General features: G+C 37.5%; 10 protein-coding genes. All 10 read left to right on the top strand.

Annotation, left to right across the window (positions count from 1 at the left end; genetic code table 11):
- A complete protein-coding gene (locus OZP12_RS12355) occupies positions 1-2268 on the top strand; it encodes a GH92 family glycosyl hydrolase (protein ID WP_281225308.1) in 2268 nt (755 codons plus the stop codon).
- A 28-nt stretch (positions 2269-2296) separates the two neighbouring features.
- A complete protein-coding gene (locus OZP12_RS12360; RefSeq protein ID WP_281225309.1) occupies positions 2297-3154 on the top strand; it encodes an endonuclease/exonuclease/phosphatase family protein in 858 nt (285 codons plus the stop codon).
- Positions 3155-3180: 26 nt separating this feature from the next.
- On the top strand, positions 3181-5457 hold the full coding sequence (locus OZP12_RS12365) for a GH92 family glycosyl hydrolase (RefSeq protein WP_281225310.1): 2277 nt from the start codon (positions 3181-3183) through the stop codon (positions 5455-5457).
- Positions 5458-5530: 73 nt separating this feature from the next.
- Positions 5531-6991: a glycoside hydrolase family 125 protein gene (locus tag OZP12_RS12370; protein WP_281229068.1), complete on the top strand. Its 1461-nt coding sequence runs from the start codon at positions 5531-5533 to the stop codon at positions 6989-6991.
- Between the two features lie 176 nt (positions 6992-7167).
- Entirely contained in the window at positions 7168-8250 is a 1083-nt protein-coding gene (locus tag OZP12_RS12375; protein ID WP_281225311.1) for a sulfatase-like hydrolase/transferase, read from the top strand.
- A 58-nt stretch (positions 8251-8308) separates the two neighbouring features.
- Complete coding sequence (locus tag OZP12_RS12380) at positions 8309-10495, top strand: alpha-galactosidase (RefSeq protein ID WP_281225312.1); 2187 nt, start codon at positions 8309-8311, stop codon at positions 10493-10495.
- A gap of 255 nt (positions 10496-10750) precedes the next feature.
- A complete protein-coding gene (locus tag OZP12_RS12385) occupies positions 10751-13060 on the top strand; it encodes a glycoside hydrolase family 20 protein (RefSeq protein WP_281225313.1) in 2310 nt (769 codons plus the stop codon).
- A 36-nt stretch (positions 13061-13096) separates the two neighbouring features.
- A complete protein-coding gene (locus OZP12_RS12390; protein WP_281225314.1) occupies positions 13097-14005 on the top strand; it encodes an ROK family protein in 909 nt (302 codons plus the stop codon).
- Positions 14006-14049: 44 nt separating this feature from the next.
- Positions 14050-15054 carry an isoaspartyl peptidase/L-asparaginase gene (locus OZP12_RS12395; RefSeq protein WP_281225315.1) on the top strand — a complete coding sequence of 335 codons (1005 nt, stop codon included), beginning with the start codon at positions 14050-14052 and terminating at the stop codon, positions 15052-15054.
- Positions 15055-15077: 23 nt separating this feature from the next.
- Positions 15078-15752, top strand: coding sequence for a copper homeostasis protein CutC (locus OZP12_RS12400; RefSeq protein ID WP_281225316.1), 675 nt, complete (start codon positions 15078-15080; stop codon positions 15750-15752).
- Positions 15753-15871 lie beyond the last annotated feature (119 nt).

Raw genomic sequence — 15871 nt, forward strand, 5'->3', positions numbered from 1 at the left:
ATGCAGTCTAACAAATTTAAAATTTCGGTTCTTGCAATGGCAACTATGTTATTTGCAACGCCAGCTTTCTCTCAAGGAAAAACAAAAAATGAACCAAAAGCCACCTACACCCAATATGTAAATCCGTACATTGGTTCGGGTGGGCACGGTCACGTTTTTGTGGGAGCGAATGTTCCTTTTGGGGCGGTACAATTGGGACCTTCAACTATTTTTGAAGGTTGGGATTGGTGCAGTGGATATAATTATTCGAGCAATACTATTCTAGGTTTTACACACACCCATTTGAGCGGAACAGGGATTGGAGATTTGAACGACATTTTGTTGTTGCCTGCAACTGGAAAAGTACCTTTGAACAAAGCAGAGAAAAAAGATCCTAATGGTTATGGTTCTACTTTTTCGCATCAAAATGAAGTAGTGAAACCTGGTTATTACAGTGTTCTTTTGGACAAATACAATGTAAAAGCGGAATTAACGACCTCAGAAAGAGTTGGTTTTCACAAATATACTTTCAACTCAAAAGACGAAGCGCATATTTTATTAGACCTTACTGATGGTGTAGGTTGGGATAGCCCAAAACAAACGATGATCCAGAAAACAGGAAGCAAAACCATTGTCGGATATCGTCATTCAAAAGGCTGGGCCGATGACCAACGCTTGTTTTTTGCGATGGAATTCTCAGAAGAAATTTCGAACATTGCTTTGTATGACAGTATTGCTTCAAAAAGCGGACTTCAAGGCGAAGGAAAAAAAATGAAAGCCATTTTGGATTTCAAAAACAAAAAAGGAAATGTTATTATGGTGAAAGTCGGAATTTCACCAGTGAGTGTTGAAAATGCGTTGGCAAATATCAAAGCTGAAATTCCGCTTTGGGATTTCGCAAAAATGGTTCAAAATGCGGATGCTAAATGGAACAAAGCTTTAGCAAAAATAGATATCAAAGCCAATGCCAATACCAAAACTATTTTCTATACTTCTTTTTATCACACCATGTTTGCTCCATCAATTTTCAATGATGTGAATGGCGATTACAGAGGAACAGATAAAAAAGTCTATAAAAATAGTGGTTTCACCAATTACACAACGTTTTCATTGTGGGATACTTATCGAGCATTGCACCCACTCTACACTATTACACAACAAGACAAAATCAATGATATTGTAAAGACATTTTTGGCAATTTACCAACAACAAGGAAGATTACCGGTTTGGCATTTGATGGGGAATGAGACCGATTGTATGAACGGAAACCACTCGATTGCGGTAATTGTAGATGCTTATTTTAAAGGTTATCGCAATTATGACGTGAATTTGGCTTACGAAGCCATCAAAAAAACGGCTATGCAAACCCGAGCTGGAATGGATTATGTTCAAAAAATACAATATATCCCTGCTGATAGTCAATTGGAAACCGTTGCCAATGCTTTGGAATATGCAATCGATGATTGGTGTATTGCACGTATGGCTAAGGATTTAGGCAAAATGGACGACTACTCTTATTTCACTAAAAGAGCCGAATTGTACAAACAATACTTTGACAAAAACACTGGTTTCATGCGAGGAAAACTGGCTAACGGTCAATGGAGAGAACCATTCAATCCACTTGCTTCTTCTCACCGAAAAGACGATTATGTAGAAGGAAATGCTTGGCAATACACTTGGTTAGTTCCTCAGGATCCTTACGGTTTGATTGATTTATTTGGCGGAGACCAAAAATTCATCGAGAAATTCGATCAATTATTTACACTTACAGAAAAAGTGGCTGGCGAAGAAGCTTCTCCGGACATCAGCGGTCTGATTGGGCAATATGCTCAAGGAAATGAACCGAGCCATCATATTCCGTATTTATACGCTTACGTTGGACAGCCTTGGAAAACAGCTAAAATTGTTCGTCAGGTTTTCGACCAATTTTATACCACCAAAATTGACGGAATTTGTGGAAATGAAGATGTTGGACAAATGTCGGCTTGGTATGTATTATCGTCTATGGGATTCTATGCGGTGAACCATGCAAACGGAATATATGTTTTTGGAAGTCCTGCGATTGACGAAGCTATTATTCATTACAAAGAAAATGTGTCATTCAAAATGATTGCTGTGAATAACAGTAAAGCCAATATATATGTTCAAAAAGTGGAATACAACGGAAAACCTTATACAAAATCATATATTACACATGATATGATTGTAAAAGGCGGCGAACTTAAATTATATATGGGAAGCCAACCTTCATTGACTTTTGGAACTGCAAAAGCAGACAGACCTTTGTAAAAAATGTAACTAATTCAAAAAGAATATTATGAGAAAATCCATCTTGGTTTTAGGAATATTATTTGCGTTAGCCAACGCAAATGCGCAGACCAAAGCGCAATCGAGTCTGAATATAATGACATTCAATATCCGTTATGACAATCCGGGTGACGGTTTGAACAATTGGCAAAACCGAAAAGAAAACGCTTTAAAAATGGTTCGTTTCAATGAGATTGATATTTTGGGAATGCAGGAAGTTTTGGCACATCAGTTAAAGGATTTCACTACTAACTTGACTGAATATACTGCGATTGGTGTTGGTCGCGAAGATGGAAAAGAAAAAGGAGAATACAGCCCAATCCTTTTCAACAAAAATAAATTTACCCTAATCAAGTCAGGCTATTTCTGGTTGAGTCAAACACCGGAAAAACCAGGAAAAGGTTGGGATGCTGCATGTGAACGTATTGCTACTTGGGTACAATTGAAAGAGAAAGCAACTGGAAAAAAAGTCTTCGTTTTGAATACTCATTTTGATCACATAGGCGAAGTTGCCAGACGTGAAAGTGTAAATTTGATAAAATCAAAAATCACACAACTAAGTGAAGGAATGCCTCAAATTATGATGGGTGATTTGAATGCAACGCCCGATTCATCAGTGATATTGGCATTGTTAGCACCTGAAAAATCATTAACTCTCTTAGATTCGAAAAAACTGGCACCAATTGTTTACGGTCCAAATTGGTCTTTTCATGATTTTGGAAAAATTCCATTCAAAGACAGACCGCTTATCGATTATATTTTGGTAACCAAAGGAATCACAGTGAAAAAGTACGCTGTTTTTGCTGAAACGCTAAATGACCTTTGTCTTTCTGATCACGCACCCGTTTTCATCAATATTTCTCTTTAATATAATAATCATTTACCCCCTCTATAATGAAAAACAACAGCTACATCCTTTTGACATTTCTTTTTTTGAGCTTTGCAGTAAATGCTCAAGACAAAACGGTTAGTCCGGTAGACCATGTTAGTACTTTGGTCGGAACACAATCGGTTCACAGTTTGTCAAACGGTAATACCTATCCTGCGATTGCCCGTCCTTGGGGAATGAATTTTTGGTCTCCTCAAACAGGTAAAATGGGCGACGGATGGATGTACACTTATACAGCCGAAAAAATTCGTGGTTTCAAGCAAACTCACCAGCCTTCACCTTGGATTAACGATTATGGTCAATTTTCGATTATGCCGGTGACGGGAAAAATTGTTTATAAAGAAGACGAAAGAGCAAGTTGGTTCAGTCATAAATCGGAAATTGCAAAACCGCATTATTATAGTGTTTACTTAGCCGATTTTGACATCACAACTGAAATAACAGCAACTGAAAGAGCTGCTCATTTCCAAATCACTTTCCCTAAAAATGATCAATCATCAATTGTAATTGATGCTTTTGACAAAGGTTCATACATCAAAATCATTCCTTCGGAAAATAAAATCATTGGTTACACAACAAAAAACAGTGGTGGCGTTCCCGAAAATTTCAAAAATTATTTTGTTTTGGTTTTCGACAAACCATTTGAAACAAAATATACTTGGAATGATAAAGGGTTAGCAAAAGACCAACTCGAAATGAAAGATGACCATTCGGGAGCTGTTGTTGGCTTTAAAACCAATAAGGGAGAAAAAGTGAATGTTCGTGTAGCTTCATCGTTCATCAGTTTTGAACAAGCAGAACAAAACCTGAAAGCGGAATTAAAAAATATGCCTTTTGAAAAAGTAGTAGCCGAATCAAAAAATGCCTGGAACACAACTCTTGGAAAAGTAAAAGCTGAAGGCGGAACCGACGAACAACTGAATACTTTTTATTCTTGTTTGTACCGCACTGTTTGCTTTCCACAAAAATTGTATGAATTGGAAGCTTCGGGAAAAATTGTGCATTACAGTCCGTATAACGGAAAAGTTTTGGACGGTTATATGTACGGAGGTACGGGATTTTGGGACACTTTTAGAGCCTTGTATCCCCTGTTGAATTTGGTTTATCCTTCCATCAACAGAGAAATGCAGGAAGCATTAATCAATGATTATAAAGAAGGTGGCTTTTTACCTGAATGGTCAAGTCCAGGTTTAAGAGATTGTATGGTGGGGAACAATTCGGCTTCGATAGTCGCAGAAGCCTATTTGAAAGGTTTGAGAGGTTATGATATCAACACTTTGTATGATGCCTTGCAACATGGAGCAAACAACGAAGGTCCAAATGCCACAGGACGTAAAGGAGTGGAATATTACAACACTTTGGGCTATGTTCCTTATGATGTAAAAATCAACGAGAATGCAGCACGTACTTTGGAATATGCTTATGATGACTTTGCAATATGGAAATTGGCGAAAGCTCTAAACCGTCCTGCGACAGAAATTGCGCAGTACGAAAAACGCATGATGAACTATAAAAACCTGTTCAATCCCGAATTCAAATTAATGAGCGGAAGAAATAAAGACGGTAGTTTTACCAAAAATTTCAATCCGTTTAAATGGGGCGATGCTTTTACCGAAGGGAACAGTTGGCACTATAGCTGGAGCGTTTTCCACGATATCCAAGGATTGATCAATTTGATGGGAGGCGAAAAAGCGTTTACAGACAAACTGGACGAAGTTTTTTCGTTGCCGCCAACTTTCGATGATTCTTATTATGGCAGTGTGATTCACGAAATCCGTGAAATGCAAATTATGAATATGGGACAATACGCTCACGGAAACCAACCAATTCAGCACGTAATTTACCTGTACAATTATGCGGGACAACCTTGGAAAACACAATATTGGTCTAGAGAAGTGATGAACCGTTTGTACAAACCAACACCTGATGGTTATTGCGGTGACGAGGATAACGGACAAACTTCGGCCTGGTATGTTTTCTCATCAATGGGCTTCTACCCTGTTTGTCCGGCTTCGGATGAATATGTTTTGGGTGCGCCATTGTTCAAAAAAGTAACAGTTTCTTTGGAAAACGGAAAACAAATCGTGATCAAAGCAGATAAAAATTCGGCCGAAAACAAATACGTTCAGGAATTAAAGTGGAACCAAAAAGTGTATGACAAAAATTACATCAACCATTTTGATTTGCAAAAAGGAGCCGAACTGGATTTCAACATGATTAATGCTCCAAACAAAAACAGAGGAGCAACCAAGGCAAGCTATCCGTATTCGTACAGTAAATAAATTGACAATGGTTTCAGCAGATCATCGTCAAATAGACAATAAACCATCAACAACAAAACAATTAACCGAAAATATGCAATCACGTAGAAATTTTATAAAAAATACAGGGATATTATCTGCAGGAATGTTAGCCCTGAGCACTGATGCTTTTGCTTTAGAATCCGGTTCCTTATTTAATTTAGGAACTGATTTTGTGAGCCAACGCCCTCCATTGGCACAAAGAAAATTCACCAGTAAAGCTATTGAGGACGCCATTGTTCGTATCAAAAAACAAATTGCAAATCCGGAATTGGCATGGTTGTTCGAAAACTGTTTCCCAAATACTTTGGATACCACAGTCGATTTCGAAATCATCGACGGAAAACCGGATACTTATGTAATAACTGGAGATATCGATGCTATGTGGCTCCGTGATTCTACTGCCCAAATTTGGCCATACATCCCTTTTGTAAAAGAAGATAAAAAGCTGAAAGAATTGGTAAAAGGAGTTATCAACCGTCAAACGAAATGCATTTTGCTTGATCCTTATGCCAATGCTTTTTACAAAGATTTCAATCAGGTGAGTGAATGGAAAAGTGATTTGACCAAAATGCAGTCCGGAATCCACGAACGCAAATGGGAAATAGACAGTTTGTGCTATCCGGTTCGTTTGGCTCACGGTTATTGGAAGGAAACAGGAGACACTTCTATGTTTGACGAAAACTGGATAAAAGCTATGAATTTGGTTTTACAAACGTTCAAAGAACAACAGCGTTGGACAAACAAAGGCCCTTACACTTTCCAAAGAAACACCGCTTGGGCAACTGATGGTGTACCTTTATCAGGTTACGGCTATCCTGTAAAACCATGCGGATTGATTGTATCAACTTTCCGTCCGAGTGATGATAGTACTTTATTTGGCTATTTGATTCCGAGCAATATGTTTGCTATCGAAATATTGGGTTACATGATTGAAATGTGTTCAACTCCGACTTTAAAAGATGATGAAATTGTTAGAAAAGCATCCGAATTAAGAGCACAGGTTCAAAAAGGGTTGAAAGAGAACGGAATTGTTAACCATCCAAAATTCGGTGAAATTATAGCCTTTGAAGTAAACGGTTATGGAAGTTTCCATTTTATGGACGACGCCAATATTCCTTCATTATTGTCGTTGCCTTATTTGGGTGCCATAAAACCAGACAGTCCATTGTATTTGAATACCCGAAAAGTAGTTCTTTCAGACAATAATCCATTTTTCTACAAAGGAAAAGCGGCCGAAGGAATTGGCGGGCCTCACACTGGAGCCGATACAATCTGGCCAATGAGTATTATTTTACGAGCAATTACAAGTGTAGATGAAAACGAAATTAAATATTGCATCAGCACCTTAAGGAAAACCCATGCTGATACCGGATTTATGCACGAATCGATTCATAAAGACGATGCCACAAAATTCACGCGCAAATGGTTTGCCTGGGCAAATACCTTATTTGGAGAATTAATTGTTAATGTCAGCAAAAATCATCCAAATATTCTAGCTGATAAAAATATTTAAATACATTCCTATGAAATCGCCATTAACAACAAGTTTGCGCAAGCAATTAATAATCATCGAACACCGATGAAAATAAATTGTTGTGAGATAAACACCAATAAACAAAAGGCGACCCGAGCGGTAGCGAATTGGCGAAGCATACCCTATATGACCTATAATAAATAAATTTTACATATATGAAAAAATACTTATTGTTATTGCTGGTATTCACAAGTGTTTTATCTTATGCACAACAAGCAGAAAACATTATCATCATAACTACGGATGGACTTCGATGGCATGAGCTTTTTGAAGGAATGGATCAGACAATTGCCAAAGACCGAAAATTTAATCAAGGGGACAGCACCTATATTTTTAAAAAATACTGGAGTCCTGATGTTAAGGAACGTCGAGAAAAATTGATGCCTTTTATATGGTCATCTATTGCTTCAAAAGGACAATTATATGGTAACAGAAATTATGGAAATAAAGTAAATAATGCGAATCCGCATTGGTTCAGCTATCCGGGTTATAGTGAAATAATGACCGGTTATGCCGATCCTGCAATAAATTCTAACGATTATGGTCCAAATCCTCATGTTACCTTACTGGAATTTTTAAACCAACAGCCAAAACTAAAAGGAAAAGTGGCAGCTTTTGGCGCATGGGAAGCATTTGACAGAATCTTAAATGAAAAACGAAGCGGAATACCCGTTGCTTCCGCTTTTGACAAAATAGGAGGAAATACGCCAACAGAACAACAAAAACTAATTAATAACATGCTTAAGGATTCTTATAAACCTTGGCATACCGATGAATGTTTTGATGTTTTTACTCAATATAGTGCCATAGAGGAATTAAAAACAAATAAGCCAAAAGTATTATATGTCGCTTTTGGTGAAACAGACGAATGGGCACATGCGGGGCAATACCGTTCTTATTTAGATGCGGCTCATCAAGTCGATGCTTGGATCAAACAAATTTGGGACTTTGTTCAAAATGACCCAAAATATAAAAATAAAACTGCTTTGTTCATCACAACAGATCATGGTCGTGGTGATAAGATAAAACAGGAATGGACTAGTCATGGCAGTTCTATTCAGGACGCATCCGAAATATGGTTTGCCGCTATGGGGCCAGGCATTAGTGAAAAAGGAGAAGTAAAAACGGAAGGTCAATTATATCAAGAACAATTTGCCCAAACTATTGCAAAACTGATGGGATATACTTTTAAGGCAGAACATCCTATAGCAAAAGAAATATCAGAAGTATTGAAATAATAACCTTTTGTTTTTATTTCAAACAATTAATGCTTTTTGTTTTAAAATAAATTTTCAAATGAATCGATTTCTATTTTCAATTCTGACAATCTTAAATATAGGACTTGTACAAGCGCAAAATAAAACTGAGCGCAAACAAAATTCACCCTATCAATCAACAAATGTTGATTGGCTGGTTACACCGATTACTCAAAAAGCATCTGTTTACAAAGAAGGAAAAACAATTATCCTAAATAACGGATTAGTGCGAAGAACTTTTAGAATTTCGCCAAATGTTGCATGCACTGATTTCACCAATCTGACTACAGATCAACAATTAATCAGAGCTGTAAAACCAGAAGCCAAAATTACGCTTGACGGAAAAGAATACAACATTGGCGGATTAAAAGGTCAAAAAGAAAATGCCTATCTATTACCCGAATGGGTTGATAAAATGGAAGTTGGCAAAGAGGATTTTACTTTTGTCAACTATACAATTTCAGACATAAAACCATACATTAATTGGAAAGCAAATAATTGGGCAATGAACAAAAAACTAGCCACAGGAAAATTATTGGTTTTTGAATACGCTTCTTCCCTACAGGAATTTAAAGGTCTAAAAGTTAAAGTAAACTATGAATTATATGATGGTTTACCATTGATTACCAAATCAGTTACAATCGAAAATTCAACTCAAAAAGTTTTCAAACTTGATAGAGTCATAAATGAAACCATTGCTATGGTTGAAGAGCAAAGCGCCGTGGAAGGCAATCCCGAAAAGATGCGAAGCCAACACGGATTTTATATCGAAACCAATTATGCTTTCAACAACTCAATGAGTTACGAATTGAGCGATCAAACTACACATTGGAAAAAGGATTCCGTTTACACTTCACAAGTACATTACAATTACAAAACACCTTGCCTACTTGAGGTTTATCCTAAAAAAACACCGGGAATTGAGTTAAAACCGGGTGAAGTTTACAATTCGGTTCGCAGTAACGAATTACTGATTGACACTTACGACCGTCAACGTCGCGGATTGATGATCAAGAAAATGTATCGTACTATAGCTCCCTGGACAACCGAAAACCCAATTTTCATGCACTTGGTAAGCAAAAACGACGAACAAGTGCGTACTGCAATTGACCAATGTGCCGCAACGGGTTACGAAGCATTGATTTTGAGTTTTGGAAGTCATTTGAACATGGAATTGGATACTCCTGAAAATTATCAAAAATGGAAAGCATTAGCAGATTACGCTCATAGCAAAGGAGTAAAAATTGGTGGCTATTCGTTGTTTAGCAGCCGACGAATTAGCGATGAAGATGATGTAGTCGATCCAAAAACCGGGAAACCTGGCGGAGCGTTTTTTGGCGGACATGCGCCTTGTTTTGGAAGTAAATGGGGATTGTCCTATAGAGACAGAATCAAGAAATTTTTCACAGAAACAGGTTTTGACATTTGGGAAAATGACGGGCCGTATCCCGGAGATGTATGCGCTTCGACCACACATCCCGGTCACAAAGGCATAGATGATTCACAATGGAGACAAATGGAAATCCAAAAAGAGTTGTACCGTTGGCTAAACGAAAAAGGAGTTTATATCAACGCACCCGATTGGTACTTCCTTGACGGAACACATAAAATAGCTTTGGGTTATCGTGAAGTCAATTTTTCTTTGCCAAGAGATCAACAACGCATTTTGAACCGCCAGAATATCCACGACGGAACAATTGAAAAATCAGCTTCCATGTCCTGGGGATTTGTTCCTTTGACAGCTTATCAGGGTGGTGATGCTTCGGCTGTTTTAGAGCCATTGAGCGAACACTTAAAGGATTACGAACAATTGATGATTCAATATTACGGAGCTGGAGTTCAGGCATGTTACAGAGGTCCTCGCTTATATGACACTAATGCAACAAAAGAATTGGTTAAAACAACCATCAATTGGTACAAAAAATACCGTGAAATTCTGAATTCCGACATGATTCAGTTACGTCGCGCTGATGGCAGGGATTGGGATGGTTTTGTGCATGTGAATCCGACATTGAAACAAAAAGCATTTATCATGTTGTACAACCCTACCAAGGATAAAATGATAAGAACAATCAAAGTGCCTTTGTATTATTCGGGTTTAACCGATAATGCTAAAATTCGGGAGAAAGAAGGTATTGCTAAAAATTACAAAATCAACCGTAATTATGAAGCCGAACTGACTTTTTCAATCGAACCGGAAAGTTACACTTGGTATGTTGTTGAATAACGAAACAAAGATGCTTTGCTTTTAGAAGAAATAGATTAGGTTTAAACTATCAACTATATCGATTTAATTTACATCAAAATAAGATTTTAGTTATATATTTTCACGAAGCAATGGTTAAAATAATGGAAAATATTTAGTTTTATGTTAAAATTTGACTATCGACATTCAAATTACTAATACGATTTAGTATTTCCATAAAAAATAATTACTTTAGCAAAAAATCACAAGAAAGCAAAAAATAATATTGGTTTTGAAATGAAAAAAATTGTCTTTTTAGTATCGTTCTTTTTGTCCTTTGCTTTGCAGGCGCAACAAGTCGTGCATATCATTCCGGAACCTGTAAATCTCGAATTAAAAACGGGAAGCTTTCTTATTGACGCTTCAACTTCCATTAGCTATAACGCCAAAGACAAATCTGTTGAGCCAACGATTCTTTTCTTCAAGGAATACATTAAGAGAATAACTGGAACTGCTCTACAAATCAATACTAAAAAAAACAAAAACATTCGTTTCGAAATTCAGAAAACAAACGAAATTGGTGACGAAGGTTATCTTTTGAATGTCAACCCGAATGAAATTTTAATAACGGCCAATACACCTAAAGGCCTTTTCTATGGTGTACAGTCATTAATTCAAACCCTTCCCATAACCCGTACTAATAGAATTGCTGAAATTCCTTGTATGCAGATTAAAGATTACCCACGCTTTCAATGGAGAGGGTTAATGCTTGATACAAGTCGTCATTTCTTCCCTGCTGATATGGTGAAGGAATTTATCGATTTATTGTCATTGTACAAAATGAATGTCTTCCATTGGCATTTGGTTGACGGAGCAGGCTGGCGTTTGGAAATAAAGAAATACCCTAAACTGACTCAACAAGCTGCTTGGCGCATTGATGATACTGGAAAGCCTTGGAATTGGTCTGGAATACAATTTTCTGATGATTTTACTAAATCGATTTATGGAGGTTTTTACACTCAGGAAGAAGTCAAAGATATTGTTGATTACGCAAAAGTAAGGAACATTACAATTATACCCGAAATTGAAATGCCAGGACACACCGAAGCTTTATTGGCAGCCTATCCGGAACTTTCCTGTAACGGAAAAGTACATTTTGGTAATGGCGGTACTTTTCCAGCCAGCACTGTTGATGGTAGTTTCTGTGCAGGAAATGACAAAGCTTTTGATTTTTTGCAAGATGTATTGACGGAAGTTATGGCTCTTTTCCCTTCGAAATACATTCACATTGGAGGAGATGAAGTTGATAAAACAAACTGGAAAAACTGCCCGAAATGTCAGGCGAGAATGAAAAGCGAAGGTTTGAAAAACGAAGAAGAATTACAAAGTTATTTTGTCAAAAGAATTGAAAAATTCATTGTTTCCAAAAACAGAAAAATGATTGGTTGGGATGAAATTCTGGAAGGAGGTTTGGCACCCGAGGCTACTGTTATGAGCTGGCGAGGCGAAGCTGGAGGAATTGAAGCCTCCAAAATGGGACACGATGTTATTATGACACCTGCTACTCCACTCTATTTTGATTATTACCAAGGCGATAGTGAAAATGAACCTCAGGCTTTCGGTGGATTTAATACATTGAAACGTATTTATAATTACGATCCTATTCCAAAAGAATTGACTGCTGAACAAGCCAAACATATTTTAGGTTCGCAAGCCAATTTGTGGACAGAATATATCACTACAAGAGAACAAGTCGAATATATGATTTTGCCTCGTATGCTGGCTTTATCAGAAGTGGTTTGGTCACCCAAAGAAAAACGCAATTGGGATAATTTTAGCCAAAAGTTAAAACCTCATTTAACATCATTTGAACAAAAAGGATTCAGATATTCCAAAGGAAATTTTAAAGTTGACATCAATGCTGAACGCATCAAGGGTACGATAACTGTTTCTCTTTCATCTGAAAATAATGACGGAACGATTTATTACTCTACCGATGGAAGTTTTCCAAATATTGGTTCAAAAAAATATGAAAAACCCTTTGAAATTAACGGAACAACAACCGTAAGGGCAATTCTCGTAGTTGATAATAAAACAATGGTTTCGAAACCAGCTGAACAGCGATTCACTTTCAACAAAGCCACTGGCAAAGACGTCAAATACGAAAAGCTATACAGTAAAAATTATCAAGGAACGGGAAATAATTCCCTTACCGACGGATTTAAAGGCACTAAAAACCATTATCTGTATTGGCATGGATTTGAAGGAGACGACGTAGTGGCAACAGTTGATTTGGGAACACTAACAGATATCAGCAGTATTTCGATAGGAACCATTCAAAATTTTAATAACTGGATGTTCATGCCTAAATGGGTAAAATTCGAGATTTCGGTTGATGGAATAAATTTCAAAGAAGTAGAAACCATTCTAAATCCGGTTCCAACCAATGTAACCGAAGTGATGTTGAATGATATCACAACAAATTTTGCAAAGCAAAAAGCAAAAGTGATTCGCGTTACAGCCAAAAATATTGGTGTTTGTCCTGAAGGATCACCAGGTGCTGGGAAACCTGCCTGGCTATTTGTGGACGAAATCACAGTGGAATAATAAAAAAAAAGATATATAAAGAACAATTACATTACAATGGAAAAAAGATTTGCAATAGGGATGGATGTCGGCGGTTCACATATTACTGCCGCAATTATTGACATAAATGAGATGAAAATTATTGAAGAATCTGTTTCTAAAGTTTCTTTCAATTCGAATTTATCAGTCAGTATGGTAATGGATTATTGGGAAAATATTATTCGTTCTTTATGCGAAAAGTTGAAGGTGGAAAAACTTTCGGGAATTGCTATGGCTATTCCTGGGCCATTTGATTACGAAAAAGGAACTTTTTGGATAAAGGATCAAAATAAATACGACAATTTTTATGGTTTGAATATAAAAGACCTGTTAAGAGAACGTTTCAATTTTGAGCAAAATTTTCCAATAGTTTCAGATAATGATGCCACCAGTTTTGGCAAAGGTGAAGTATATAAAGACCCGAAAAACCTTACCAAAAGAGTAATGGCAATTACCTTAGGAACGGGGCTTGGCGGCTGTTTTGTTGAAAATGGAAAAGTAATAAACAAAGGAAACAATGTCCCTGAAAATGGTGAAATATGGAATCTTCCATACAAAAATGGTATCGCCGAAGATGCAGTTTCATTAAGAGGTTTGCTCGCCAATTACAAAAACTTAAGTGGTAATCAACTGAATGAAGGCATAGATTTATACAACTTAGCTTATGAAGGAGATGAAAAAGCTATCGAAGCTTTTAGTAAATTTGGGGAAGATCTTGCCGAGGTTGTAATTCCATGCCTAAAAAACTTTAATGCCGATATGCTTGTCATTGGTGGAAAATTAGCCAATGCTGGTGATTTATTTCTGAATGCTTTTGAAGAGAAAGCAAAAAATGCTGGAATTAAAATTGAAGTAGCAATCTCAACTGACAATGAAACTTCCGCTTTATTGGGAGTAGCGACTTTACTTAACGCAGTTAACGTATAATATTATTTTCTGATTTTAAACGATCAGATTTAAAATTAAAAGATATGACTAATCGCAGAAATTTTCTAAAAACAACAGCCATTGCATCGGCAGCCGTTGCATTAACTTCGTTCAGAGGCACATCTGAAGAAGTCGAAGAAACAATTTTGGACTCATCCAAAGTAAGAAAACCAATTGTGCTTTCAACTTGGCGATTCGGGCTTGCAGCCAATGATGCCGCTTGGGAAGTTTTAAAAAAAGGAGGTCGTGCCTTAGACGCCGTAGAAGCAGGTGTAAAAGTACCTGAAGGCGATCCTAAAGAAAGAAGCGTGGGTTACGGAGGACGTCCCGACAGAGATGGCCGCGTAACGCTGGATGCTTGTATCATGGATGAAATGTCAAATATCGGATCCGTTGGCTGTTTGGAATACATCAAACACCCGATATCTGTAGCACGTGCCGTAATGGAAAAAACACCTCACGTTATGCTGGTGGGAGACGGAGCACTACAATTTGCCTTATCTCAAGGATTTCCTAAAGAAAATTTATTGGTTCCCGATTCTGAAAGAGAATGGAAAGAATGGTTGAAAACCTCCGAATACAAACCAATTGCAAACATCGAAAATCATGACACGATTGGGATGATTGCCTTGGATGCCGCCGGAAATCTTTCAGGAGCTTGTACTACAAGTGGAATGGCTTTCAAAATGCACGGACGTCTGGGGGACTCCCCTATCATCGGTGCGGGATTGTATGTTGACAATGAAATTGGCGCTGCAACTGCAACAGGGCACGGCGAAGAAGTGATCCGAATTTCAGGATGCCATTTGGTTGTCGAATTGATGCGTCAGGGAAAATCACCTCAAAAAGCGTGTGAAGAAGCCGTTTCGAGAGTAGTAAAACTAATGAAAATCAGAAATAAAAATTTGAAAGATATTCAGGTTGGATTTATCGCCTTGAACAAAAAAGGAGAATACGGTTCTTACTGCGTGCAAAGCGGTTTCAATTATGCCGTTAATGACGAAACCGGAAACCGATTAATTGACGCTGATTTTCATTTGAAACCATAACCTTAAAAGCACTAAGCAGAATAATGAAAAAATATAATTTGGAAATTGCCTGTTTCAATCCGGAATCGGCGGTGATTGCACAAAAAAACGGTGCAAACCGCGTTGAACTTTGCAATGAAATGAGCAAAGGCGGAACATCTCCTTCAATGGAAACGATAATTGCTACCCGTGAAGAACTGACCATTGCTTTGAACGTTATGATTCGTCCACGAGGCGGAAATTTTGTTTATAGCGATGCCGAATACGAGCAAATGAAACAGGAAATAAAAGCATACAAAAAGTTGAATGTTGACGGATTTGTATTCGGGATTTTGAATAAGGACAATAGTGTAAACGTAGTTCGAAACAAAGAATTAGTCGCTTTGGCCAAACCTTTGCCTTGTACTTTCCACCGCGCTTTTGATGTTGTTACTGATGTTTACAATTCGTTGGAAACTGTAATTGATTGCGGATTCAAAACTATTTTGACCTCTGGACAAGAACCTAATGTTGTTGAAGGAATTTCGGTTTTGGAAGAATTGGCTAAAAAAGCTGGAAACCGAATTGTGATCATGCCAGGCGGAGGTGTTCGCTCATCGAATGTAGGGATGTTGAAAGAGAAAATGAATACGACCTACTACCATTCGTCAGCAATTACAGATGGAACTGAAACTGCCGACGGTAAAGAAGTGAAGGCTTTGGTTTTGGGTTTGAAATAACTCACAAATTGCTTTGCACCATTGCTTCTTTGTCTAATTTCACGCAAAGACGCAAAGAAAGAAATGATGGCAAGAAAGCCAATTGTTTCCTTTCAGCCCCGATAGAGCCGATATCCTCG

The sequence above is a fragment of the Flavobacterium aquiphilum genome (assembly GCF_027111335.1).
In the GTDB taxonomy this organism is placed as follows: domain Bacteria; phylum Bacteroidota; class Bacteroidia; order Flavobacteriales; family Flavobacteriaceae; genus Flavobacterium; species Flavobacterium aquiphilum.

Coding starts and splice junctions, on each gene's coding strand:
- OZP12_RS12400 (WP_281225316.1), top strand. CDS start 15,078: ATGAAAAAATATAATTTGGAAATTGCCTGTTTCAATCCGGAATCGGCG.
- OZP12_RS12375 (WP_281225311.1), top strand. CDS start 7,168: ATGAAAAAATACTTATTGTTATTGCTGGTATTCACAAGTGTTTTATCT.
- OZP12_RS12390 (WP_281225314.1), top strand. CDS start 13,097: ATGGAAAAAAGATTTGCAATAGGGATGGATGTCGGCGGTTCACATATT.
- OZP12_RS12360 (WP_281225309.1), top strand. CDS start 2,297: ATGAGAAAATCCATCTTGGTTTTAGGAATATTATTTGCGTTAGCCAAC.
- OZP12_RS12365 (WP_281225310.1), top strand. CDS start 3,181: ATGAAAAACAACAGCTACATCCTTTTGACATTTCTTTTTTTGAGCTTT.
- OZP12_RS12385 (WP_281225313.1), top strand. CDS start 10,751: ATGAAAAAAATTGTCTTTTTAGTATCGTTCTTTTTGTCCTTTGCTTTG.
- OZP12_RS12395 (WP_281225315.1), top strand. CDS start 14,050: ATGACTAATCGCAGAAATTTTCTAAAAACAACAGCCATTGCATCGGCA.
- OZP12_RS12355 (WP_281225308.1), top strand. CDS start 1: ATGCAGTCTAACAAATTTAAAATTTCGGTTCTTGCAATGGCAACTATG.
- OZP12_RS12370 (WP_281229068.1), top strand. CDS start 5,531: ATGCAATCACGTAGAAATTTTATAAAAAATACAGGGATATTATCTGCA.
- OZP12_RS12380 (WP_281225312.1), top strand. CDS start 8,309: ATGAATCGATTTCTATTTTCAATTCTGACAATCTTAAATATAGGACTT.